General features: G+C 65.0%; 21 protein-coding genes and 2 tRNA genes. 9 read left to right on the top strand and 14 right to left on the bottom strand.

Translation table 11 applies throughout. From position 1 onward, the window contains the following. Nucleotides 1-36 precede the first annotated feature (36 nt). The 3 genes from AC1Z32_RS23390 to alaS all read right to left on the bottom strand — a co-directional run bounded on the left by AC1Z32_RS23390 (nt 37) and on the right by alaS (nt 4,185). Nucleotides 37-1,092 (bottom strand): threonine aldolase family protein, encoded by a 1,056-nt coding sequence (locus AC1Z32_RS23390; RefSeq protein WP_483480977.1) that lies wholly within the window; start codon nt 1,090-1,092, stop codon nt 37-39. Nucleotides 1,093-1,188: 96 nt separating this feature from the next. Beyond that, complete coding sequence (locus tag AC1Z32_RS23395) at nt 1,189-1,434, bottom strand: hypothetical protein (protein ID WP_483480979.1); 246 nt, start codon at nt 1,432-1,434, stop codon at nt 1,189-1,191. A gap of 126 nt (nt 1,435-1,560) precedes the next feature. Further along, nucleotides 1,561-4,185: an alanine--tRNA ligase gene (gene alaS / locus AC1Z32_RS23400; protein WP_483480981.1), complete on the bottom strand. Its 2,625-nt coding sequence runs from the start codon at nt 4,183-4,185 to the stop codon at nt 1,561-1,563. A 213-nt stretch (nt 4,186-4,398) separates the two neighbouring features. Between alaS and AC1Z32_RS23405 the strand changes: the two genes are divergently transcribed. Continuing rightward, nucleotides 4,399-5,619: a CaiB/BaiF CoA transferase family protein gene (locus AC1Z32_RS23405; protein WP_483480983.1), complete on the top strand. Its 1,221-nt coding sequence runs from the start codon at nt 4,399-4,401 to the stop codon at nt 5,617-5,619. A gap of 4 nt (nt 5,620-5,623) precedes the next feature. Here AC1Z32_RS23405 and AC1Z32_RS23410 read toward each other — a convergent pair whose 3' ends face one another. Continuing rightward, nucleotides 5,624-5,836: a hypothetical protein gene (locus tag AC1Z32_RS23410; RefSeq protein WP_008341996.1), complete on the bottom strand. Its 213-nt coding sequence runs from the start codon at nt 5,834-5,836 to the stop codon at nt 5,624-5,626. Nucleotides 5,837-6,229: 393 nt separating this feature from the next. On the opposite strand from AC1Z32_RS23410, the gene AC1Z32_RS23415 reads away from it, so the two are divergent. After that, complete coding sequence (locus tag AC1Z32_RS23415; RefSeq protein WP_483480985.1) at nt 6,230-7,939, top strand: glutamine--tRNA ligase/YqeY domain fusion protein; 1,710 nt, start codon at nt 6,230-6,232, stop codon at nt 7,937-7,939. An 86-nt stretch (nt 7,940-8,025) separates the two neighbouring features. Beyond that, nucleotides 8,026-9,009 (top strand): transporter substrate-binding domain-containing protein, encoded by a 984-nt coding sequence (locus AC1Z32_RS23420; protein WP_483480987.1) that lies wholly within the window; start codon nt 8,026-8,028, stop codon nt 9,007-9,009. On the opposite strand, the gene AC1Z32_RS23425 is transcribed toward AC1Z32_RS23420, so the two are convergent. From AC1Z32_RS23425 to AC1Z32_RS23435, 3 genes are all read right to left on the bottom strand, one after another. Continuing rightward, nucleotides 9,010-9,459 (bottom strand): NUDIX hydrolase, encoded by a 450-nt coding sequence (locus AC1Z32_RS23425; protein ID WP_483480989.1) that lies wholly within the window; start codon nt 9,457-9,459, stop codon nt 9,010-9,012. 19 nt (nt 9,460-9,478) lie between these two features. After that, complete coding sequence (locus AC1Z32_RS23430) at nt 9,479-9,877, bottom strand: RT0821/Lpp0805 family surface protein (protein WP_483480991.1); 399 nt, start codon at nt 9,875-9,877, stop codon at nt 9,479-9,481. 123 nt (nt 9,878-10,000) lie between these two features. After that, the gene (locus tag AC1Z32_RS23435) at nt 10,001-11,353 is read right to left on the bottom strand and encodes a cytochrome-c peroxidase (RefSeq protein WP_483481725.1); all 1,353 of its coding nucleotides are present in this window, start codon (nt 11,351-11,353) and stop codon (nt 10,001-10,003) included. Nucleotides 11,354-11,599: 246 nt separating this feature from the next. On the opposite strand from AC1Z32_RS23435, the gene AC1Z32_RS23440 reads away from it, so the two are divergent. Then, nucleotides 11,600-13,165 carry an acid phosphatase gene (locus AC1Z32_RS23440; RefSeq protein WP_483480993.1) on the top strand — a complete coding sequence of 522 codons (1,566 nt, stop codon included), beginning with the start codon at nt 11,600-11,602 and terminating at the stop codon, nt 13,163-13,165. Nucleotides 13,166-13,235: 70 nt separating this feature from the next. Here the strand turns inward: AC1Z32_RS23440 and AC1Z32_RS23445 are convergent, their stop codons facing one another. Continuing rightward, on the bottom strand, nt 13,236-13,949 hold the full coding sequence (locus tag AC1Z32_RS23445; RefSeq protein ID WP_483480995.1) for a GntR family transcriptional regulator: 714 nt from the start codon (nt 13,947-13,949) through the stop codon (nt 13,236-13,238). Nucleotides 13,950-14,101: 152 nt separating this feature from the next. Here AC1Z32_RS23445 and AC1Z32_RS23450 point away from each other — a divergent pair, with 152 nt between their 5' ends. Beyond that, nucleotides 14,102-15,292, top strand: coding sequence for an amidohydrolase family protein (locus tag AC1Z32_RS23450; RefSeq protein WP_483480997.1), 1,191 nt, complete (start codon nt 14,102-14,104; stop codon nt 15,290-15,292). Next, a complete protein-coding gene (locus tag AC1Z32_RS23455; protein WP_483480999.1) occupies nt 15,289-16,602 on the top strand; it encodes a cyanate transporter in 1,314 nt (437 codons plus the stop codon). Before AC1Z32_RS23450 ends, AC1Z32_RS23455 begins: the two co-directional genes overlap by 4 nt. Here the strand turns inward: AC1Z32_RS23455 and AC1Z32_RS23460 are convergent. The 3 genes from AC1Z32_RS23460 to AC1Z32_RS23470 all read right to left on the bottom strand — a co-directional run bounded on the left by AC1Z32_RS23460 (nt 16,502) and on the right by AC1Z32_RS23470 (nt 18,273). Next, nucleotides 16,502-16,957, bottom strand: a complete 456-nt coding sequence (locus AC1Z32_RS23460; protein ID WP_483481001.1) for a response regulator — start codon at nt 16,955-16,957, stop codon at nt 16,502-16,504. The genes AC1Z32_RS23455 and AC1Z32_RS23460 overlap by 101 nt on opposite strands. A gap of 314 nt (nt 16,958-17,271) precedes the next feature. Then, nucleotides 17,272-17,348: transfer RNA gene (locus tag AC1Z32_RS23465), tRNA-Arg, on the bottom strand. Nucleotides 17,349-17,442: 94 nt separating this feature from the next. Then, nucleotides 17,443-18,273, bottom strand: a complete 831-nt coding sequence (locus AC1Z32_RS23470) for an undecaprenyl-diphosphate phosphatase (protein WP_483481003.1) — start codon at nt 18,271-18,273, stop codon at nt 17,443-17,445. A gap of 565 nt (nt 18,274-18,838) precedes the next feature. Between AC1Z32_RS23470 and AC1Z32_RS23475 the strand changes: the two genes are divergently transcribed. From AC1Z32_RS23475 to AC1Z32_RS23485, 3 genes are all read left to right on the top strand, one after another. Further along, the gene (locus AC1Z32_RS23475) at nt 18,839-19,741 is read left to right on the top strand and encodes an aldose epimerase family protein (protein ID WP_483481005.1); all 903 of its coding nucleotides are present in this window, start codon (nt 18,839-18,841) and stop codon (nt 19,739-19,741) included. Between the two features lie 127 nt (nt 19,742-19,868). Further along, on the top strand, nt 19,869-20,558 hold the full coding sequence (locus AC1Z32_RS23480; protein ID WP_483481007.1) for a peptidoglycan DD-metalloendopeptidase family protein: 690 nt from the start codon (nt 19,869-19,871) through the stop codon (nt 20,556-20,558). A gap of 29 nt (nt 20,559-20,587) precedes the next feature. Next, nucleotides 20,588-20,908 (top strand): hypothetical protein, encoded by a 321-nt coding sequence (locus AC1Z32_RS23485; RefSeq protein ID WP_483481009.1) that lies wholly within the window; start codon nt 20,588-20,590, stop codon nt 20,906-20,908. 11 nt (nt 20,909-20,919) lie between these two features. On the opposite strand, the gene AC1Z32_RS23490 is transcribed toward AC1Z32_RS23485, so the two are convergent. From AC1Z32_RS23490 to AC1Z32_RS23500, 3 genes are all read right to left on the bottom strand, one after another. After that, entirely contained in the window at nt 20,920-21,051 is a 132-nt protein-coding gene (locus tag AC1Z32_RS23490) for a hypothetical protein (RefSeq protein ID WP_483481011.1), read from the bottom strand. 283 nt (nt 21,052-21,334) lie between these two features. Beyond that, on the bottom strand, nt 21,335-21,508 hold the full coding sequence (locus AC1Z32_RS23495) for a hypothetical protein (protein ID WP_483481013.1): 174 nt from the start codon (nt 21,506-21,508) through the stop codon (nt 21,335-21,337). Between the two features lie 118 nt (nt 21,509-21,626). Continuing rightward, nucleotides 21,627-21,703 (bottom strand) — tRNA-Pro (locus tag AC1Z32_RS23500). Nucleotides 21,704-21,795 lie beyond the last annotated feature (92 nt).

The raw sequence follows: 21,795 nt of genomic DNA on the forward strand, positions 1-21,795 counted from the left end.
GCTGTGACGCGCGTGTCAATCGGGGCTTGGATCGACTCAGCGCGACGCGGCCAGCGCGCGCACGTCATCGACGAAGCGCTCGACGGTCTCCCGCTCTGTGTCCCACGCGCACATCAGACGGCAGCCGCCCGAACCGATGAACTGATAGAAGCGCCAGCCCTTCGCGCGCAGCGCCGAGGCGACCTGCGCCGGCAGCTCGGCGAACACCGCGTTCGACTCGGGCTTGAAAAGCAGGCTCACGCCGGGGATATCGACGAGGCCATTGACCATCAACTGGGCCATTGCGTTGGCGTGGCGCGCATTGCGCAGCCAGACATCATCATCGAGCAGGCCGAGCCACGGCGCAGAGATGAAGCGCATCTTCGACGCGAGCTGTCCCGCCTGCTTCAGGCGATACGCGAAATCGGCGGCGAGCGCCTTGTCGAAGAACACCACCGCCTCGCCCACCGGCAAGCCGTTTTTCGTGCCGCCGAAGCACAGCACGTCGACGCCCGCGCGCCACGTGATCTCCGACGGATGCACGTTCAGCGTCGCGACCGCGTTCGCGAAACGCGCGCCATCCATATGCACTTTCAGATGCCGGCGCTTGGCGATGGCCGCGATCGCGCGGATCTCCTCGACGGTGTACACGGTGCCGACTTCCGTTGCCTGCGTGAGCGCGACGACCTTCGGCTTCGGATAGTGGATGTCCGCGCGCTTCGTGACGAGCTCCTCGATGGCATCGGGCGTGAGCTTGCCGTTTTCGCCCTTCGCGGTGAGGAGCTTCGAGCCGCCGGAAAAGAACTCGGGTCCGCCGCATTCGTCGGTTTCGATATGCGCGAGCTCGTGGCAGATCACCGAGTGATACGACTGACACAGCGACGCGAGCGCGAGCGAATTCGCCGCCGTGCCGTTGAACACGAAGAAGACTTCGCAATCGGTCTGGAAGAGATCGCGGATGCGGTCGCAGACCTGGGCGGTCCACGAATCGTCGCCATAGGCGGGCTCGTGGCCGCTCGTGTTGGCTTGAATCAGCGCTTGCAGCGCTTCGGGGCAGATGCCCGCGTAGTTGTCGGAGGCGAAATGCTGGGTCGGGTCCGTGGGCGCTGTCATGGGGTCGCTGTGATGGCCAGTTGGAACGCAGCGCGCGCGAGCGGATAGCACGCGCGCGCCGCCAATCCGGCCATTTTAGCGTTTCGTCGCAAGTCGCTACTTGTTGTTCGGCGCGCTCGCGGCGTTGGCCTGCTGTGCCTCCTGCGCCTTCTTCTCTTTCTTGTTCGCCTCGTGATGCCCGATTGCGCATCCGCCGACCGCGCCCGCCGTGCCGTGCCCGCCCGCGACGTGCCCCGCCACGCCGCCCACGGCCGCGCCCTTCAGACAGCCCTCCGCCTGCGCTGCGCCCGTTGCGGCGAGCATCGCCGAAGCCAGAATGACCGATGCGAGTTTGCGATTCATATGTCGTCTCCCTTGTGTCGATTGAACCTCACGGGGAAGACGCACGTGCCATACCTGACAGCGTGTAAAGAAAAACGGCCCGATCTTCGTCAGATCGAGCCGTTGCTTTCGGAGCGCGAGAAGCGCTTAAAGCTGCTGCTGCACCCAGTCCGTGACGCCCGCGAGCGCGGCCGGCAGATTCGCCGGTTCCGTGCCGCCCGCCTGCGCCATGTCCGGACGGCCGCCGCCCTTGCCGCCGACCTGCTGCGCGACGAAGTTGACAAGCTCGCCCGCCTTCACCTTCTTCGACGCATCCGGCGTCACGCCCGCGATCAGGCTGACCTTGCCGCCATCGACCGATGCAAGCACGATGGCTGCGCTCTTCAGCTTGTCCTTCAGCTTGTCGACGGTTTCGCGCAGCGTCTTCACGTCCGCGCCTTCGAGCTGCGCGGCGAGAACCTGCACGCCCGACACATCGACGGCCTGCGACAGGAGTTCATCGCCCTGGCTTGCCGCGAGCTTCGACTTCAGCGCGCCAAGTTCCTTCTCCAGCGCTTTCACGTGCTCCTGAACCTGCGCGATGCGCTGCGTGAGTTCGGCAGGCTGCGCCTTCAGCACGCCCGCCGCCGCGTTGATGCGCTGGTCGAGCTCCTGCACGTAGCGCACGGCGTTGTCGCCGGTGATCGCCTCGACGCGGCGAATGCCCGCCGCGACGCCGCCTTCCATCACGATCTTGAAGAAGCCGATGTCGCCCGTACGGTGAACGTGCGTGCCGCCGCAGAGTTCGCGCGAGAAGCCGAGATCGAGCACGCGCACCGTGTCGCCGTACTTTTCGCCGAACAGCGCCATTGCGCCGCCCTTCACGGCTTCGTCGTAAGGCATCACGCGCACGACGCCCGGCGCGTTCGCGATGATCTCGCTGTTTACGATCTGCTCGACGCGGCGGATTTCGTCGTCCGTCATCGGCGCGTTGTGCGCGAAGTCGAAGCGGGTTTTATCGGCATCGACGAGCGAGCCCTTCTGCTGCACGTGGCCGCCGAGCACTTCACGCAGCGCCTTGTGCATCAGGTGCGTGGCCGAGTGATTGCGCGCGGTGCGGCCGCGGCGCACGCCGTCGATTTCCGCCTTCACGACATCGCCGACCTTGAGCGTGCCCTGCTCGACCGTGCCGTGATGACCGACGACATCGGCCTGCACCTTCAGCGTGTCCGCCACCGCGAAGCGCACGTTCGCATTCGCGAGCACGCCCTGATCGCCGACCTGGCCGCCGGATTCCGCGTAGAACGGCGTGTGATCGAGCACGACGACCGCCTGCTGGCCGCTCTTCGCTTCGTTCACCGATGCGCCTTCGACATACAGCGCGAGAATCTTCGCGTCGTCGAAGATTTCCTTCTCGTAGCCGTGGAACGTGGACTTCGCGCCCGAGTATTCGAGGCCCGCCGCGATCTTGAACTTGCCCGCCGCGCGCGCCTGGTCGCGCTGACGCGCCATGGCGTCGTCGAACGCGGGTTCGTCGACGGTCACGCCGCGCTCGCGGCACACGTCCGCCGTGAGGTCGAGCGGGAAGCCGTAGGTGTCGTGCAGCTTGAACGCGAGTTCGCCGTCGAGAAGCTTTACGCCCTTCTTTTCCAGATCGGCAAGCTCGCCTTCCAGAATGGACATGCCGTGCTCGATGGTCTCGAAGAAGCGCTCTTCTTCCTGACGGAGAACATCGGTGACGCGCTGTTGCGCATCCGCGAGTTCCGGATAAGCCGCGCCCATTTCCGCGACGAGATCCGCCACCAGCTTGTGGAAGAACGCGCCCTTCTTGCCGAGCTTATAGCCGTGACGGATCGCGCGGCGCACGATGCGGCGCAGCACATAGCCGCGGCCCTCGTTGCCGGGAATCACGCCATCGACGATCAGGAACGAGCATGCGCGGATGTGGTCCGCGATGACCTTCAGCGAGTTGTTTTCCAGATCCGGCGTGTTCGTTTCACGCGCCGCAGCCTTGATGAGGTTCTGGAACAGGTCGATTTCGTAGTTGCTGTGAACGTGCTGGAGCACGGCGGCGAGACGCTCGAGGCCCATGCCGGTGTCGACGCACTGCTTGGGCAGCGGCGTCATGTTGCCTTGCGCGTCGCGGTTGAACTGCATGAACACGAGATTCCAGATCTCGATGAAGCGGTCGCCGTCTTCCTCGGGCGATCCCGGCGGGCCGCCCCAGATTTCCGGGCCGTGGTCGTAGAACACTTCGGAGCACGGGCCGCACGGGCCGGTGTCGGCCATCTGCCAGAAGTTGTCCGATGCGTAGCGCGCGCCCTTGTTGTCGCCGATGCGGATGATCCGCTCGACCGGCACGCCGATTTCCTTCGCCCAGATGTCGAAGGCTTCGTCGTCTTCCTTGTAGACCGTGACCGTGAGCTTGTCTGCCGGCAGGTTATAGACCTTCGTCAGCAGTTCCCAGCAGTAGTGGATCGCGTCGCGCTTGAAGTAATCGCCGAACGAGAAGTTGCCGAGCATCTCGAAGAACGTGTGATGCCGCGCCGTGTAGCCGACGTTCTCGAGGTCGTTGTGCTTGCCGCCCGCGCGCACGCTGCGCTGCGCGGTGGTCGCGCGCGAGTACGGACGCGATTCGCTGCCCAGGAACACGTCCTTGAACTGGACCATGCCCGAGTTGGTGAAGAGCAGCGTCGGGTCGTTGCCGGGCACGAGGCTCGACGAACGCACGATCGTGTGGCCCTTCGATTCGAAAAACTTCAGGAATTTCTCGCGTATTTCGGCGGCTTTCATAGCGTACGGGGCGTGTCTTCGGTTCTTTGAGATGCCCGCGGGCGGCTCCTGGCGAGCGCTGTGCCGGCGGAACAAGGGTGATTGTCGATTATACGGGATTCGCCGCGCGCAGCCGTCCGACGGACGCGCTCGGGGAGGCGTCCGCTATCGCGCGCGCGGCGGTTCTGTGCGACAGTCGCCATTCGGGAGACATCAACGAGCGAGACAGATCGAATGGGAGCCTTGAGCCATATCCGCGTGCTGGACCTGACCCGCGTGCTGGCGGGACCGTGGTGCGCGCAGACCCTCGCCGATTTCGGCGCGGACGTCATCAAGATCGAGCGGCCCGAAACCGGCGACGACACGCGCCACTGGGGCCCGCCCTACCTCAAAACGCCCGCCGGCGAGGACACGCACGAAGCCGCGTACTATCTCGCGGCGAACCGCAACAAACGTTCGGTGACGGTGGATATCGCCACGCCGGAAGGCCAGCAGATCGTGCGTGAGTTGGCCGCGCAAAGCGATGTCGTCCTCGAGAATTACAAGGCCGGACAACTGAAGAAGTACGGCCTCGACTACGACTCGCTCAAGGAAGTGAAGCCGGACATCGTCTATTGCTCGGTCACCGGATTCGGGCAGACGGGGCCGTATGCGTCGCGCGCGGGCTACGACTTCATCGTGCAGGGCATCGGCGGGTTCATGAGCATCACCGGCGAGCGCGACGGCCAGCCGGGCGGCGGTCCGCAAAAGGCGGGCGTGGCGATCGCCGACCTGATGACCGGCATGTACGCGACCATCGGCGTGCTCACCGCGCTCGCGCATCGTGACCGCACGGGCGAAGGCCAGTACATCGACATGGCGCTGCTCGACGTGCAGGTCGCGATGCTCGCCAACATGAACACGAACTTCCTCGCGAGCGGCAAGCCGCCGGTGCGCTGGGGCAATGCGCATGCGAACATCGTGCCGTATCAGACCTTCCAGACGAGCGATGGCTGGATCATCGTCGCGGTGGGCAACGACGGGCAGTTCCGCAAGTTCGTCGAAGCGGGCGGGCGGGCGGAACTGGCGGACGATGCGCGCTTTGCCGCGAACCCGTCGCGCGTGCGCAATCGCGATGTGCTCGTGCCGATTCTCGCGGACATGGTGCGTCTGAAGGGCAAGCACGAGTGGATCGCGGAGCTCGAAGCCGCGGGCGTGCCGTGCGGGCCGATCAACGATCTCGGCGAAGTGTTCGAGGACCCGCAGGTGCTCGCGCGCAGGATGCAGATCGAACTGCCGCATCCGACCGCGGGCAGCGTGAAGCTCGTTGCGAGCCCGATCAAGATGAGCGCGACGCCGCCCGAGGCGCGCACGCATCCGCCGCTCTTGGGCGAGCACACGTCGAGCGTGCTCGCCGACGTGCTCGGCTACGACGAGGCGAAGATCGCGCGCCTGCGCGAATCGAAGGCGATCTGAAGCGTTATCGGACACCCGCGCCGATCAGCCCGCCCGCCGCCGCGCCCGCGACGGTGCCGATCGGCCCGCCCGTGACCAGATAGCCGAGCGCGCCGCCCGCGGCCGCGCCGACACCGGCGTGCGCCTGCTGGCGCGATACGTTCGCGCAGGCCGCGAGGCTGGACACAAGCGCGGCTGCGGCGGCGAACTTGAGCGTCGTGAGGGCGATCTTCTTCATGATGGGCTTCCTTGTTTTTTCGTTGTGATGTGTCGTGCTTTTCGCGCATCTGCGCCACGCAAATTGACGCGATGCAGGCGCGATCGATGCATGCGAGCCGATCTTAAGAGCACGCGCACAGCCCTTTCAACGCGATTTACGTCCCGTTACCGCGGTTACGAAGCGCATCGCCGCCCGTAAACCATGTAACGGAACCCGCGAAACCGCGCGCCTGTGTGCATCGCGCGACGAAACGGCCGTCAGGCGCTTTCGAAAGCCCTCGCAGCCCGCTTCGGACAGTTGCGTAAGGTAGAATCGACCCAATATTCGAGGCATTCGTACGCGTTGCCTGTCCCAAGGAACGCTTTCCGAACCGATCACGCGCGCGAGCGCATCCGCTGGCACCTTTTCCGCATGAACACCGATCGCAACGACGCTCCGGCGCCATCCAATTTCATTCGCAACATCATCGAAGACGACAACCGCTCCGGCAAATGGTCGCAGCGGGTCGAGACGCGCTTCCCGCCCGAGCCGAACGGCTATCTGCACATCGGCCATGCGAAGAGCATCTGCGTGAACTTCGGCCTCGCCGCGGATTACGGCGGCGTGTGCCATCTGCGCTTCGACGACACGAATCCCGAGAAGGAAAGCGTCGAGTACGTCGATTCGATCATCGACGCCGTGAAATGGCTCGGCTTCGACTGGAACAAGGACGGCGCCGAGCACAAGTACTTCGCGAGCGACTACTACGACAAGCTGTACGAGTTCGCCGAAATGCTCATCCAGAAGGGCCAGGCGTATGTCGACAGCCAGACGGCCGAAGAGATGCGCGCGACGCGTGGCTCGGCCATCGAAGCCGGCATCAACTCGCCGTATCGCGACCGCTCGCCCGAAGAGAACCTCGACCTCTTCCGCCGCATGAAGGCGGGCGAGTTCAAGGAAGGCGAGCACGTGCTGCGCGCGAAGATCGACATGGCGTCGCCGAACTTCAACATGCGCGATCCGGTGATCTACCGCATCCGCTTCGCGCATCACTACCGCACCGGCGACACGTGGTGCATCTACCCGATGTACGACTACGCGCACTGCGTGTCGGACGCGATCGAGAACATCACGCATTCGCTCTGCACACTGGAGTTCGAGGATCACCGGCCGCTCTACGACTGGTTCCTCGCGCAGCTCGCGAACGATGGCGTGTTTCAACGTCCGCTGCCGCAGCAAATCGAGTTCTCGCGCCTTAATCTCACGTATGCGATCACCAGCAAGCGCAAGCTTCTGCAGCTCGTGCAGGAGGGGCACGTCGAGGGGTGGGACGATCCGCGCATGCCGACCATCGTCGGCGTGCGCCGGCGCGGCTTCACGCCGGAAAGCATTCGTTTGATGGTCGAGCGCGTCGGCGTAACGAAGGTCGATTCATGGATCGACATGAGCATCCTCGAGGGCGCATTGCGCGACGATCTCGACGAGAAAGCGCCGCGCGCAATCTGCGTGCTCGACCCGCTGAAGCTCATCATCGACAACTATCCGGAAGGACAGAGCGAGGAATGCAGCGCGCCGGTGCATCCGCATCATGCGGATCGCGGCGTGCGCACGTTCCCGTTCTCGCGCGAGTTGTGGATCGAGCGCGAGGACTTCCAGGAAACACCGCCGAAGGGCTATTTCCGGCTCTTCCCCGGCAACAAGGTGCGTCTCAAGTACGGCTTCGTCGTGGAATGCACGGGCGCGGACAAGGACGAGAACGGCAACGTGACCGCCGTCCACTGCAACTACTTCCCGGACAGCAAGTCGGGCACGGAAGGCGCGAACAATTACAAGGTGAAGGGCACGATTCACTGGGTCAGCGCGGCGACCGCCTACGCAGCCGAAGTGCGCATCTACGACCGCCTCTTCAAGGAGCCGCAACCGGGCGCGGGCGGCGCGGAATTCCTGGACGCGCTGAATCCGGATTCGAAGCGCGTCGTGAACGCTTATCTCGAGCCGAGCGCGCGCGAGGCAAATGCCGAAGACCGCTTCCAGTTCGAGCGCCACGGCTATTTCGTCGCGGACCGCGTGGATTCGCAGCCGGGCAAGCCCGTGTTCAACCGCATCGTCAGCCTGCGCGACAGCTGGGGCAAGCCCGCCTGATCGCAACGCGACAAGAGCGCCGCGCGGCCACGCGGCGCTTTCGCTGCATCGGAATCAAGTCGCACGCCGCTTCTAACGAGGACATCATGAAGCTGCCGCAGTCCTTCGCGCACCGCTCACGGGCGCAACGAAATGCCGCCCTCGCCGCTTCGCTCACGCTTGCGCTCGCATTCGCATCCGCCGGCGCGCACGCCGCCACCGCCTCCGAGATTGCCGCGGCGCAGGCCGCCGTCGATCAGATGCCGCCCTCCGCGACGCTGCGCAAGATCGCCGAGAACGGTGCGATCGTGCTCGGCACGCGCGAATCGTCGGTGCCGTTCTCGTACACGGTGAAGCAGCAGCCGGTCGGCTATTCCTACGACATTGCGCTGAAAGTCGTCGAGGAGATCAAGAAGCGCCTCAAGATGCCGAATCTCGCGGTGAAAAACGTGCAGGTCACGTCGGCGAACCGCATCTCGTATGTCGTGAACAATCAGGTCGATCTCGAATGCGGCTCGACCGCGCACGTGGCCGATCGCGATCCGCTCGTCGCGTTTTCCAACAGCTTCTTTCAGTACGGCATCCGCATGGCCGTGAAAAAGAAGTCGGGCATTCGCGATTACGACGACCTCGCGAACAAGACCGTCGCGACCACGGCGGGCACGTCGGACGAGCGCATGCTGCGGCAGATGAGCATCGACAGGAAACTGAATCTGCGCATCATCAGCGCGCGCGATCACGCGGAAGGGTTTGCGGCGCTCAGGTCGGATCGCGCGGTGGCGTTCGTGATGGACGACCCGCTGCTCTACGGCAAGATCGCGCAGGAAGGCGCCGCGCGCAACGACTACATGGTGACGGGCGCATCGCTTGCGAACGAGACGTACGGCTGCATGATGAGAAAGGGCGACCCCGTGTTCAAGCGCATCGTCGACGATGTGATCGCGAACATGCAGCGCTCGGGCGAAGCGACGAAGCTCTACGAGACCTGGTTCATGCGGCCCATTCCGCCGGACGGCATCAACCTGCAATTCCCGATGTCGCCGGAAATGAAGGCGCTCTTCGCGAATCCCAACGACCGCACGGCCGAGTAATCAAAGCGTATCGTGCAGTTCGGCGAGCGAGAGCGTCGTCTGAAAGAGCCGCGCGAGGCTGCGGCTCGCGAACTGATCCACTTCCGCCGGGCTGACCCAGCGATACGCATCCATTTCGGGGATCATCGTGCCGTCGCTGTAGCGCGGGAAATACGATTCGCACACACAGTTTTCGAGCTGCACTTCCTCCTCGCTCACGCGCACCGCGAAGAGATGCAGATCCTTGTCGCGGCGATAGACGAAGCGTCCGAGATCCTTTAGTCGCGCAGCGGGCAACACGATGCCCGTCTCCTCGACGAGCTCGCGCAACGCCGCCTCGCGCGGGCTCTCGCCGGGATCGGCAGCGCCCTTGGGCACGTCCCAGTGCGTGGTTTCGGTCGCGTGGCAGAGCAGCACGTCGCCCCGCGCGTTCAGGATGACCACGCCGCACGATACGGTGCGGCCGGTCATCGACTGCGTTCCCCGTTCATCACTGCTTCTTGAGTTTCCACTTGCCGTCGCTCGCCTTGCACGCGACCGGCGTCCAGGTCTGCGTCTGCCCTTTCGCATTCGCGACGAGCGTGATCTTGCGGCACTTCACACCGTTCTCTTCGAAGCTGCTCTCCGGCGTCACCGTGCCGTTGATCGGAACCGTGTTGCCCGCGCCCTTGTTGTCCCAGTCGAGCGATTCACCGTCCTGCTTCGTATTGAGCGCTATTTGCGCGGCGTCGTTGAGCGCCTGCAGGTCGCGCTGCTTCATGTAGGTGATCGGCGTGTCGTTCAGAAAGCCGAGATTGGCGGCGGATGCGGCCACGCTCATGGTGACGAGCGCGGCTGCCGCGATCGTCCGGATAGAGGCGTGAGCGAGCGCTCGATCTCGAATCGGCATGAAGATTCTCCTCGTTGCGTTTATTGCGGCATCCGGCGGCGTCGCGGCTTGCGCGCGCCGCCCGCCGGCGTTACAGGTGCAACGAGAATAGCATGCTGCGCGGGCATCGCCGCCCGCGCCATCTCAGTTTGCGGCGGACTTCATATCGTTGATGCCCGTGCCCTTTTGCGCGTCCTTGTCCTTCGCCGGGTCGTAGCCGTCCGTGAGCGTGCCCAGAAACGCGACGACATCCTTGATCTCGGCCTCGTCGAGCGCGGGCTTGTCGCCCTTCTTTCGATCGAACGGCGGTTCCGTATTGATGTTCGACCAGTAGCGCTTCGGCAGATCGTCGAACTTCTCGACGACACCGTGCTTCGACACCGGATAGAACTTCTCCGGGTTCGTATCACGCTCGACATAGAAGCGCACCACATCTTCCAGATTGTGATAGATGCCGTTGTGGAAGAAGGTCTTGCGCGTCGCGACATTGCGCAGCGACGGCGTGCGGAAAATGCCGCAATACTCGTCCTGACCTTTCAGGTCGGTGCGCTCCGGACCGCACGCGCCCAGATCGTGGAAGCGCGGGTTCTTGTTGATCGGCAGCGCGCGGTTGCGCGGCACGCCGAGCGCGATCAGGCCGAAGTCGCTGAACTGCGGCGGCGAGCCGTCCTTCGCGCGCTGGCTGATATGACACGACGCGCAGTTGCCCTTGTTCTCGTCGTTGAAGAGCCGCAGACCGTGCATCTCGGCGTCGTTGAGCTTCGCGCGGCCGGCGAGGAACGCATCGAACTTGCTCGTGTACGGGTAGAACTTCGCGGGCGTCTGCTCGAAGGCTTCGAGCGATGCCAGCACCGAGGCGAACGCCTTGTCGTCGCTGTCGAAAACATCGGGGCCGAACGCCTTGCGGAAATCGTCCGCGTACGCCGATGCCTTCACCGCGGCTGCGACCTTCGCGGGCGTGCTGCCCATCTCGAACGACGACAACAGCGGGATGCGCGCCTGATCCGAGCCGTGATCGACGCGGCCGTCCCACGTGAGGCCGCCGGTCGGGCCGGCATCGACACTTTCGTCGCCTTCGTCGTCGGAATCGTGGAAGTGGCGCGTGAACGCGGGCACCGATTGCAGATACTTGAGCGATGGCACCGCCCGAAAGCCGGGCCGATGCATATCGTTGCCGCCGAGTTGCACCGAAAGCGCATTGGGCGGCCCGAACGCATGGCTCGGGCTATGACACGACGCGCACGCGAGCTTGCCCGAACCCGACAGCGACGGATCGAAGAAGAGCTTCTCGCCGAGCGAGGTCATCTGCTTCACGTGCGCGAAGACTTCGGCGCGCGATTGCGCCTGAGGCGCCGCGTTCGCTGCAACGCCGGTTGCCGCCTGCGTCTGCGCGCCCGCGCTCGTGCTCCCCGCATGGGAATCGCAGCCGCTCATCGCGGCGGATAACGCGGTGAACGCGAGCGCGCAAAGAACGAACGGCAAACGCATCGAAGGCATGGACATGGGGCATCGGAATCAAGGAAGCCGAAGCGTATGTCGTGCGTATGTCTTTCATGTGACAAGCCACGATGCGTTCGTGATGCGAGCCCTGCGCGAAATTTATTAAGCGAACATTACGTAACCGAAAGCCTTATTACATGGCTGCGTCAATTTGCGTTGCGACACTGCGCACGCCGGCGGGCAAAGGCTTTTTGACGACGAAGCCCCGTCATGCGCCGGTCCCCAACACAAGAGAGATCCTCAATGAACAAGAAACTCGTTTGCGCGGTGCCGCTCGTGGCCACTGCCGCATTCGGCCTCTATGCGTGCGGCGGCGACGACCATACCGACAACGACATTTCTTCGGTGAAGAACGTCGTCGTGATCTACGCGGAGAACCGCAGCTTCGACAACCTGTACGGGCACTTCCCCGGCGCGAACGGCCTGCAGAACGTGACCGCGGCAAACGCGCAGCAGCTCGACCGCGATGGCAGCGTGCTGCCGACGCTGCCGAAGATCTGGGGCGGCCTGACGGCGACGGGCGTGACGCCCGCGATCTCCGAGGCGATGACGGCGAACCTGCCGAACACGCCCTTCGCGATCGACGCCCCCAAGGGCTTCAACACGCAGTTGAATGTCACGACGCGCGACCTGTATCACCGCTTCTACGAGAACCAGATGCAGATCGACGGCGGCAAGAACGACAAGTTCGCCGCATGGGCCGACTCGGGCGGTCTCGTGATGGGCCACTACGACACGCCGCCGGACAAGCTGCCGCTCTACAAGATCGCGCAGCAGTACACGCTCGCGGACAACTTCTTCATGGGCGCGTTCGGCGGCTCGTTCCTGAACCACCAGTGGCTCGTCTGCGCCTGTACGCCGGTCTATCCGAACGCGGACAAGAGCGTGGCGGCCGGCTCGATCTCGGCGGTGAATCCGGACGGCGTTTCGCTCAAGCTCGCGAAGGCCGCGGGATCGGCGCTCAGCGGCAACACACAGGGCCTGTTCGTGAACTCGGGCAATCTGACGCCCGACTTCTACGCGGTCAACACGATGCAGCCGCCGTATCAGCCGAGCGGCAACAAGCCGGCCACGGGCGGCGATCCGAATCTCGCGGACCCGGGCCAGGCCACGACGCTGCCGCCGCAGACGCAGCAGCATATCGGCGACCTGCTGAACAACGCGGGCGTGAGCTGGGCATGGTACGGCGGCTCGTGGGGCGCGGCGCTCGCGGACCGTTCGGTCATCAACGGCGCGGTCAACGTGGTGCCTGACTTCCAGACCCACCATCAGCCGTTCAACTACTTCGCCGATCTCGCGCCGGGCACGGCCAATCGCGCGCAGCACTTGCTCGACGGCGGCACGAACGGCTCGGAGTTCATCAAGGCGATCGACGCGGGCACGCTGCCGCAAGTCGCGTTCTACAAGCCGCAGGGCAACCTGAACGAGCACGCCGGTTATACGGACGTCGCGCAGGGCGACCAGCACATCGCCGATCTGATCTCGCATCTGCAGAAGAGCCCGCAGTGGAAGAACATGGTCGTCGTCGTGACGTACGACGAGAACGGCGGCTTCTGGGATCACGTGGCGCCGCCGAAGGGCGACCGCTGGGGTCCGGGCACGCGCATTCCGGCGCTCATCGTCTCGCCGTATGCGAAGAAGGGCTTCGTCGATCACACGCAGTACGACACGACGTCGATCCTGCGCTTCATCACGAAGCGCTTCAATCTGCCGACGCTGCCGGGCATCGCCGCGCGCGACGCCGCGCTGGTGTCGAACGGCGCGCAGAAGATGGGCGATCTGAGCAACGCGCTCGACTTCTCGCAGTAAGCAGGTTTGCCGCGTTGCAATGAAACGGGCCGCGGCATTCACGCCGCGGCCCGTTTTTTTCCGCCGATGATCACGCGCCGGCGAAGAGCGTCGCCAGATCGTTCGTGCGCGCCCCGCTCGCCTGCGCGAGCACGCGCGCTTCGAGTTCGTCGATATGCGTGCGCATCGCGGTGAGCGCGACAGCGAGATCGCCGTCCTCCAGGGCATCGACGAGACGCCCGTGCTCGTCGGATGCGCAGTTCGACAGCTTGGTCGGATCGAACAGCGCCTTGTAGAGCTCGGTCTTCGCGACGAGCTTCGCGAGAAACGCCTGCACGTCCGGCGCGCCCGCCAGTTCCGCGAGTAACAGATGGAAGTGCCCCGCGAGGCGCACGCACTCCTCCACGCTGCCCGCCTTCACCGCGCGCTGCTCCGACTTGACGTGGGCGCGCAATGCGCGCTTCGCCTGCGTCGTCAGCGTGCCGCACAACGCCGCCACGATGCCCGCTTCCACCACTTGCCGCGCGCGATAGACCTCGCGGATATCGGCGGGCGTCGGCGACGGCACGAACGCGCCGCGATTCGCCTCCAGCGTGAGTTTCCCTTCGGCGCCGAGACGCGCCAGCACCTTGCGGATCGTGCCGCGCGTGCAGTCGAACGCGGCGGCGAGCTCGCGCTCGACGAGCTGCGCGCCGGGCGCGAGCTTGCCGTGCAGCAGCGCGGACGTGATCGCCGCGTAGACGCGCTCGTCGGGCGACGTTTCGCTCGCCGCTTCGTTGGATGATGTGTCCTTGCGTGATGCCATGATGCCTGTCGTGCGTGCGTTGAACCGCAATTGTAGCCAGTGCGCCACTGCGCGCGCGAATCCGGGTTATTACGTTCGCGGTGCTTTTGGTTGACCAAATATTGCTAGAATGGTCAACCAAGAATCATCGAACCACGGGAGGCAATGATCGGATGAAACCATCGACCTGGATCGTCAATGCACGGCCGTTCGGCGGCGCGCCGGCGGATGTGCGCATCGACGGCACGACCATCGGCGCGATCGTTCCCCATGGCGAGCGCACGCCCGCGCCCGGCGATACCGTCATCGACGGCGCGCTCGCGCTGCTCTTGCCCGGCTTCGTCGAAGGGCACACGCATCTCGACAAGACCACGTGGGGCATGCCGTGGTATCGCAACGCGGTGGGGCCGCGCCTCGTCGACCGCATCGAGAATGAACGCCTTTGGCGCGCGCAAAGCGGTCACGATGCCGCGAAGGCGTCGCGCGCGCTGGCGCTCGCGTTTCTGCGCAAAGGCACGACGCGCTTGCGCACGCACGTCGATATCGATACCGATGCCGGTCTGCGTCATCTCGAAGGCGTCTCTGACACGCGCGCCGCGCTCGCCGATGTGCTCGACATGCAGATCGTCGCGTTCCCGCAATCGGGCATGCTGAGGCGTCCCGGCACGCGCGAATTGCTCGACGCCGCGCTCGCGAACGGCGCCGATGTGCTCGGCGCGCTCGATCCTTCCTCCATCGACGGCGATCCGGCCGCGTCGCTCGATATCACGTTCGCGCTCGCGACAAAGCACGGCAAGCCCATCGACCTGCATCTGCACGAGCCCGGCGATCTCGGCGCGTTCACCTTCGATCTGCTGCTCGATCGCGTCGAGGCGCACGGTTATCAGGGCCGCGTCGTCGTGAGCCACGCGTTCTGTCTCGGCGCGCTGCCCGATGCGCGGCGCGGCGCGCTGCTCGAACGCATCGCACGCGCGAATGTCGCGTTGCTGACCACCGCGCCCGCATCGGTCAGCGTGCCGCCGTTTCGCGAGACGCGCGCGGCGGGCGTCACGCTCTTCGGCGGCAACGATGGCATCCGCGACGCGTGGACGCCCTTCGGCTCGCCCGACATGCTCGAACGCGCGATGCTGATCGCGATGCGCTACGACCTGCGCCGCGACGACGATCTCGCCGCCGCGTTCGATTGCGTCTCCGTCGAGGCGGCGCGCGCCTGCGGCTTCGCGGACTACGGCCTCGCGCCGGGCAAACGCGCGGACCTCGTGCTCGTCGACGCTGAAACGGTCGCGCAGGCCGTCGCGATGCGCCCGCCGCGCCGCTTCGTGATGGCGAACGGCGCGCCCGTTTCGATGGAGTTCACGCGATGAAGCCGCGCGCATCGAATCTTGCGTGGCTCGCGGTGATCGTCGCGATCGGCTTGAACCTGCGGCCGCTGCTCACGTCCGTCAGCCCACTGATGAGCGTGATTCTGGACGCGACGGGACTGTCGTTTCGCGGCGCGTCGATGCTGACCGGGCTGCCCGTCGTCGCGATGGGCGTGTGCGCGTTCGGCGCGAGCGCGCTTTCACGCGCGATCGGTAATGCGCGCGGCGTGGCGATCGGGCTGGTGGCGATCGTCGCGGCTTGCGCGGGCAGACTCTTCGCCGGCGATGCGGTCGCGCTCATCGCCAGCGCGGCGATCGCGGGCACGGGCGTCGCCGTCATTCAGGCGCTGTTGCCCGGCGTGATGAAGACGCGCTTCGCCGGGCGCCTGCCCTTCGCGATGGGCCTCTATTCCGCGTCGATCATGGCGGGCGGCGGACTCGGCGCGAGCATCACGCCGGGCGTCGCGTCGCGCGTGTCGTGGCAGGCGGGGCTCGCGTTCTGGGCATTGCCCGCGCTCTTCGCGCTCGCGGTGTGGCTGCTTCTGATGCGCGCCGATGCCTTGCCGCGCGCTTCGTCGACGCGCCGCGCGGCGCCCGCGCCTTCGCTCTTTCTCAACCGGCGCGCGTGGACGCTCGGGATCTTCTTCGGCCTCGTCAACGGCGGCTATACGAGCCTCGTCGCGTGGATGCCCGCGTACTACCAGCAACTCGGCCGCGGCGTGACCGAAAGCGGCGCGCTGCTCGCGATGCTCACGGTGTTTCAGGCATCGTCCGCGCTGTTCCTGCCGATGGCCGCCGCGCGTTTCGGACGCGGACGGGACCGGCGTCCGTGGCTTGCGCTCGGCCTCGTCGCGCAACTGGCGGGCTTCGGCCTCTTGCTCTTCGCGCCGCTTTCGGCACCGCTCGCGGTCGTGGCGCTGCTCGGCGGCGGGCTTGGCGGCGTGTTCGCGCTCACGCTCGTACTGACGCTCGATCATGCCGACGATCCCGAACTCGCCGCGCGGCTCGTCGCGTTCGTGCAGGGCGTGGGCTTCGTGATCGCGGCGCTGGCGCCGGTCGTCGCGGGCGTCGTGCGCGATGTGAGCGGCGGATTCACGATGTCGTGGATGATGCTGGCCGTGAGCCTCATCGCGATGATCGCGCTCGATGTCGTGTTCAGCCCGCGCAGCTATGCGCGCGCGATGCGTCAGCACGACGACGCGTCCGACGCGCTTAGCGCACCGCGTGACACGCGAAGAACTCGTCGAGCAGATCGGTCATCTGCCACACGGGACACGGACGGCGGCAATGCCCGTCGTAGCCCGCTTCCTTGAGGCGCGCGATCGGCTCTTCGGGCAGGAAACCGCTCATCGCGATGATGAGGCGACGCGCGTCGTCATCGGCTTCGCGTAACGCGCCGACCAGCGCGTAGTTGCCGCAGCCGCCGATGCGCGTGTCGAGAAAGACCACATGCGGACGCCACTCGCCGACGGTGCGCCTGAGCGATGACGCATCCACGGCGAGTTGCGCGGGAAAGCCCTTCAGCTCGAACAGCGACGCAAGCGATGCGCCGAGCACGCGCTCGGACAACGCGAGCAGCACGCGCCGCGTCTCGGGAGCAAGGCGCGACTGCTTGCGGTTCCATAGCGAGCATTGGGCCGGGCTGGTTTCGTATGCTCGATTGTTCAAGTCATCCCTCTTCCGACGATGCGGTCCTGCCGCCCTTCACCGTTGTGGCGCGCCGCGCGCCACGCCGATGCGAACGCGCACCGCGAGTGGGCGGCGCGTCGGCCTGGACGAGACGGTTAATCTTTCCGATGCGTTGCGCGACGCGGGATTGCGGGGATCGGGCGGGCGCGCAAGGGGAAGGATGGGCAGGAAGCGGGCCAGCGCGTGCGGTGGCGTGCCCGCGATTCGATTAGGCCTGCTGATGCAGAGCGCGATAGTACGCGGATCGGAAAACAAAAAGCCCAGCCGGAACGACTGGGCTCGATATGGGCGCTTGGCCCGCCCTACACGACTCGAACGTGTGACCTACGGCTTAGAAGGCCGTTGCTCTATCCAGCTGAGCTAAGGGCGGAGAACCGGAACGCGCGGCCAACGCGAAAAGGCAGCCGCGGATCAGAAGAGACCGCGATTTTACCTCATTCGCCGCCGCGCTAGTCCCGCGTTCGTCACACCGGTTGCGGATGCATCATGAACCAGCCGAGGAAGAAGACGCCCGCGATCACGCAATACACCCCGAACGACGCCAGCTTGCCGTGTCCTTCGAAGTAGCGCATCAGGAAGCGCACGCTCAGATAAGCCGCGATGCCCGTCAGCACGCCGCCGAGCACCGAATCGGCCAGTTGCCCCGGCGCGTGGAAGAGCTTGGGCAATTCGAGCACGCCCGCCGCGAAGATGATCGGCGTGCCGAGCAGGAACGAAAACTCCGCCGCGGCTTCGGCCGTCAAACCCGCGCCGACGCCCGCGATCATCGTCAGACCGCTGCGCGAAAAGCCCGGAATCAGCGCGCCGATCTGCGCGAGCCCCACAAGAAACGCCTGGCGGAACGTGAGCTTCTCGGGCGCCTGCATTGCACGGCTCTTCTGCAGGCGGTCGCCCAGCCACAAAAGCACGCCATTGACGATCAAGGCCGCCGCGACGATCCGCAAATCGTGAAAAATTGCCTCGAGCCGCTTTTCGAGCAGCAATCCGACGATGCCCGTCGGAATCGTGCCGATGATGAGCGCCCACATCATGTGGCCGTCATCGTTCTTGCGGCCGCCGAGCGACGCAAAGAAGCCGCGGATCAGCGCGATCCAGCGTTCGCGGAAATACCAGAGCAGCGCGACGGCCGTGCCGAGATGCAGCGCGACGAGAAACGGCAGCAGTTGCGGCGCATGCTTGTCGATATGCATGCCGATCAGGCCGGGAACGAGCAGCGTATGGCCGAGGCTGCTGACCGGAAAGAGTTCGGTCACGCCCTGGAGCACGCTCAAAAATACGAGAAACCACAGAGTCACGCGTCGGTCCTTTTTTGAGGAGGAGAAGAACGCGCCGTGCAATTCCATCCCTCGCGTCACGCGAAGCCTAACGAGGCGGACAGGGAATTTGGAACAGGAAGGGAAGTCGATACGGCGCGCAAACGGACCCGATTATGCCGGTGGCGTTATCGAGCGCCAAGCGCTAACCGCACACAAATTGAGCCGACAGTCAACCGTCGGCAAAACGAATATTTATCGCAAGCTGAGTATAGGCATTCCGAAAGAAAGCGCGCTTCGGAAACCGGGGCGGAGCCGGACGACTGCGATCGCCGGTCAGGCCGTCAGCTTGTAGAGAAAGACTGCAGTGCTCGCGCCAAAAAGCGCGAACATCGCGACGCCCATTGCCATCGCCAGATCCATGGTTGCTCCCTGTCCGTCTGATATCCAACATAGGGAGCATATAACAACATATTGAACGGCCGCTCGTCAGTCGCAATTTCCCCCAAAGGGTTTTTCCGTAGAAAATTCCAAGGCAGAATGGTCGGTTCGAGCCGCGCCGGATATCCCGGCGCGTCGCCGACATTCAACGGAGCGCGCCGCCATCATGTCACCGGAAACAGATGTCATCGAAATCAAGCGCGACGGCGCCGCCATCCGGCTCGCGCCGCACGCGGGCGGGCGGCTCATGACCTGGCGCGTTGGCGGCGAGCCCGTCATCCATTGGCCCGATGCGCCCGACTGGTCCAAACCGGCGAAGATCCGCGGCGGCAATCCGCTGCTCTTCCCGTTTCTCGGGCGGCATTTCGTCGACGGCCAGATCGGCCAATGGCGCGATCCCGAAGGCGTCGTGCATTCATTGCCGACGCACGGCTTCGCGCGCGATCTGCCCTTTTCCTGCACCCGCGACGCGGACGGCCACGGCCTGCGCATGACACTCGTGGACAGCGACGCGACCCGCGACGGCTATCCGTTCGCCTTCCGCTTCGAGGCGGCGTACCGCCTCATCGACGGCAATACGCTCGAGGTCGAGCTCACGACGTCCAATCCCGGCGAAGTCGCGCTGCCCTATTACGCCGGGCACCATTTCTACTTCCATCTGCCGCACGGCCAGCGCGGCGAAAGCAGCGTCGAGTTGCCGCGTACCGAGCGGCGGCGGCAGCTTCCGGACGGATCGATCAGCGAGGCCGAGCCGGGGCTGCCGCGCTATTCGCTCGGCGATCCGGGCATTATCGATACGTTTCACTGCCTCACGCGCCAGTCCGACGAGCCGATGCTGCTGAAGCTGCCGGGACTCGAACGCACGGTCAGCTTCGAGCTGCATCAGCCGGATTCCGTGCCGTGGTACGCCGTCACGACCTGGACGGAATCGGAGACGTCGGACTTCTATTGTGTCGAGCCGTGGATCGGCCTGCCCGATGCCATCCACAACGGCCTCGGCCTGCGCTGGCTCGCGCCGGGCAAGACCGAGACCGCGTCGCTCAGGCTCGTCGTCACGGGCAACGAGTAAGACGCCGGGCGCCCGCGCGCGGGCGCCATTCTGTCCGGGCAAACCCGAGACGGTAAAATCCTGCCTTTCGAATTCGCCGCGCGGCTGTGCCGGGCACTTCTCGCGGCGATGCTTTGCGAGGTCAGGTTTGCAAAAAGAAATTCGACGGCTCGTCGGCGCATCGCTCATCGCAGTATTGGCCGCTTGCGGAACCGGCCCGGTCGCGCCGGGCTTTTATCGCGTGGAACGCGGCGACACCGTGTACAAGATCGCCCGTGAGAATCGCACCACGGTCGCGAACATCAAGCGCTGGAACGGGCTCACGAATCCCGATGCCATCGAGGTCGGCCAGGTGCTGCGCATCGCGCCCGCGGCGGGCAACGCGACGGCGGCGGAATCGTCGGGTGCGGGCGCTGCCGGCAGCGCGAAAAGCGACGCCGGCACACAAGCCTCGTCGCCAAAGGCTGGTCCGGGCGTGACGCTCGTCTGGCCGGCGCAGGGCAGCGTCATTCGCAGCTTCGACGGCAAGAACTCGAAGGGCATCGACATCGCCAATGCGGCGGGCACGCCTGTCGTCGCCGCCGCGACCGGCAATGTCGTCTATGCGGGCAACGGCCTGCGCGGCTACGGCAACATGCTGATCGTCAAGCACGATGACGAATATCTGACCGCCTATGCCCACAATCGCGTGCTGCTGGTGAAGGAAGGCCAGACCGTGCAGCAAGGCCAGCAAATCGCTGAAATGGGCGATACCGACAGCAATCGCACGATGCTGCATTTCGAGGTGCGTTACATGGGGCGCTCGGCCGACCCCGCGAAATACCTGCCGCCCCGCTGAAGGCCGGGCGGACGTTACGAGGAAGATTGATGAAATTGACGAAGAGGATGAACACGGCCGCGCTCGGCGCGGTTTTGGCATTGACCGGCGCGCTTGCCGGATGCGCGCACACCGCAACGATGACCTATCTGCCTTCGGGCGACACGGGCTTTGCGATCAACTGCAGCGGCAGCGATGCCAGCACGAGCTGGGCGGCGTGCTACAAGCAGGCGGGCGAAGTGTGCGGCGCCTATGGCTACGACGTGGTCTCGAAAGATGCGGACAGCGGCGCGACCGCGGGCGGCTCGGTGGGCGGGATTTTCGGGGCGAACATCAAGAACCGTTCGATGGTCATTCGCTGCAAGCAGTGACGCTTGCTGGATCAGGCGGCCGGGCGATCCTTCTGGCCCCGCGTGCGCCAGTGCCCGGACAGCGGATCGATATGCGCGGCGAATGCGACGAGCGATGCCACGGCAAACGGCGCGAAGGCGGCGAAAATCCACAGCAGATTCATGGCGGATACAGTTTGAAACAAGTCCGCGGATGATACAGGCGCGGCAAATTTTGCGCTGGGATGATTCCTCTGAATTGTGTGACAGGTCGCGTTTGCCGAATTTTGCGCCAGGCGCGCGGGCACGCCCGCCTTGCAACCCGTTACGCTCCGAAACAAGCGCACACAGCCGACACAGGCCGATATTCCTAGACTGGCGTCAGCCTGCGCCTTTCTCCGCGCGAACGGCCGGCGCGGGTCAGAAGCCCCGATGCGTCCGCATCGGGGCTTCGTCTTTCATGGGCGGTTATTGCGGCTTGGCGGGCGCGTCGATCATCGACGGCGGCGTCATGTCCGTCGGCACGCCGTGGTAGTCGGGCGGATCCTTCGGCTCGTGTTTCTGAGGTTGCGTGTCGGCGCACGCGGACAAGGCAAGCGCAGCGGCTGCGGCACAGACGAAAGCGAGAACGATTCGCGGCATGAGACTCCCGGATTGGTGTCGATTGGTGTCGATTGGTGTCGAGATGAGCGCTGCGAAAAACGCGCGCTGAAAAGACAAAGGGGTTACAAGCCGTAACTTGTAACCCCTTCGTGTATCGTGGTCGGAGCGAAAGGATTCGAACCTTCGACCCTCTGATCCCAAATCAGATGCGCTACCAGGCTGCGCTACGCTCCGACGAGCCGCAGATTGTAGCGTGCCTGATGCGCGTTCGCAATGCCCAATCTCGGGCACGCATCTTTCTGGTCGAAGCCGCAAGTGAACCTCAT

It is taken from the genome of Caballeronia sp. 11_S32, from assembly GCF_056930355.1.

Bases quoted from the DNA above. Each gene is read 5' to 3' on its own strand.
- AC1Z32_RS23390 (WP_483480977.1), bottom strand. From the start codon at position 1,092: ATGACAGCGCCCACGGACCCGACCCAGCATTTCGCCTCCGACAACTAC.
- AC1Z32_RS23395 (WP_483480979.1), bottom strand. From the start codon at position 1,434: ATGAATCGCAAACTCGCATCGGTCATTCTGGCTTCGGCGATGCTCGCC.
- alaS (WP_483480981.1), bottom strand. From the start codon at position 4,185: ATGAAAGCCGCCGAAATACGCGAGAAATTCCTGAAGTTTTTCGAATCG.
- AC1Z32_RS23405 (WP_483480983.1), top strand. From the start codon at position 4,399: ATGGGAGCCTTGAGCCATATCCGCGTGCTGGACCTGACCCGCGTGCTG.
- AC1Z32_RS23410 (WP_008341996.1), bottom strand. From the start codon at position 5,836: ATGAAGAAGATCGCCCTCACGACGCTCAAGTTCGCCGCCGCAGCCGCG.
- AC1Z32_RS23415 (WP_483480985.1), top strand. From the start codon at position 6,230: ATGAACACCGATCGCAACGACGCTCCGGCGCCATCCAATTTCATTCGC.
- AC1Z32_RS23420 (WP_483480987.1), top strand. From the start codon at position 8,026: ATGAAGCTGCCGCAGTCCTTCGCGCACCGCTCACGGGCGCAACGAAAT.
- AC1Z32_RS23425 (WP_483480989.1), bottom strand. From the start codon at position 9,459: ATGACCGGCCGCACCGTATCGTGCGGCGTGGTCATCCTGAACGCGCGG.
- AC1Z32_RS23430 (WP_483480991.1), bottom strand. From the start codon at position 9,877: ATGCCGATTCGAGATCGAGCGCTCGCTCACGCCTCTATCCGGACGATC.
- AC1Z32_RS23435 (WP_483481725.1), bottom strand. From the start codon at position 11,353: ATGCCTTCGATGCGTTTGCCGTTCGTTCTTTGCGCGCTCGCGTTCACC.
- AC1Z32_RS23440 (WP_483480993.1), top strand. From the start codon at position 11,600: ATGAACAAGAAACTCGTTTGCGCGGTGCCGCTCGTGGCCACTGCCGCA.
- AC1Z32_RS23445 (WP_483480995.1), bottom strand. From the start codon at position 13,949: ATGGCATCACGCAAGGACACATCATCCAACGAAGCGGCGAGCGAAACG.
- AC1Z32_RS23450 (WP_483480997.1), top strand. From the start codon at position 14,102: ATGAAACCATCGACCTGGATCGTCAATGCACGGCCGTTCGGCGGCGCG.
- AC1Z32_RS23455 (WP_483480999.1), top strand. From the start codon at position 15,289: ATGAAGCCGCGCGCATCGAATCTTGCGTGGCTCGCGGTGATCGTCGCG.
- AC1Z32_RS23475 (WP_483481005.1), top strand. From the start codon at position 18,839: ATGTCACCGGAAACAGATGTCATCGAAATCAAGCGCGACGGCGCCGCC.
- AC1Z32_RS23485 (WP_483481009.1), top strand. From the start codon at position 20,588: ATGAAATTGACGAAGAGGATGAACACGGCCGCGCTCGGCGCGGTTTTG.
- AC1Z32_RS23490 (WP_483481011.1), bottom strand. From the start codon at position 21,051: ATGAATCTGCTGTGGATTTTCGCCGCCTTCGCGCCGTTTGCCGTGGCA.
- AC1Z32_RS23495 (WP_483481013.1), bottom strand. From the start codon at position 21,508: ATGCCGCGAATCGTTCTCGCTTTCGTCTGTGCCGCAGCCGCTGCGCTT.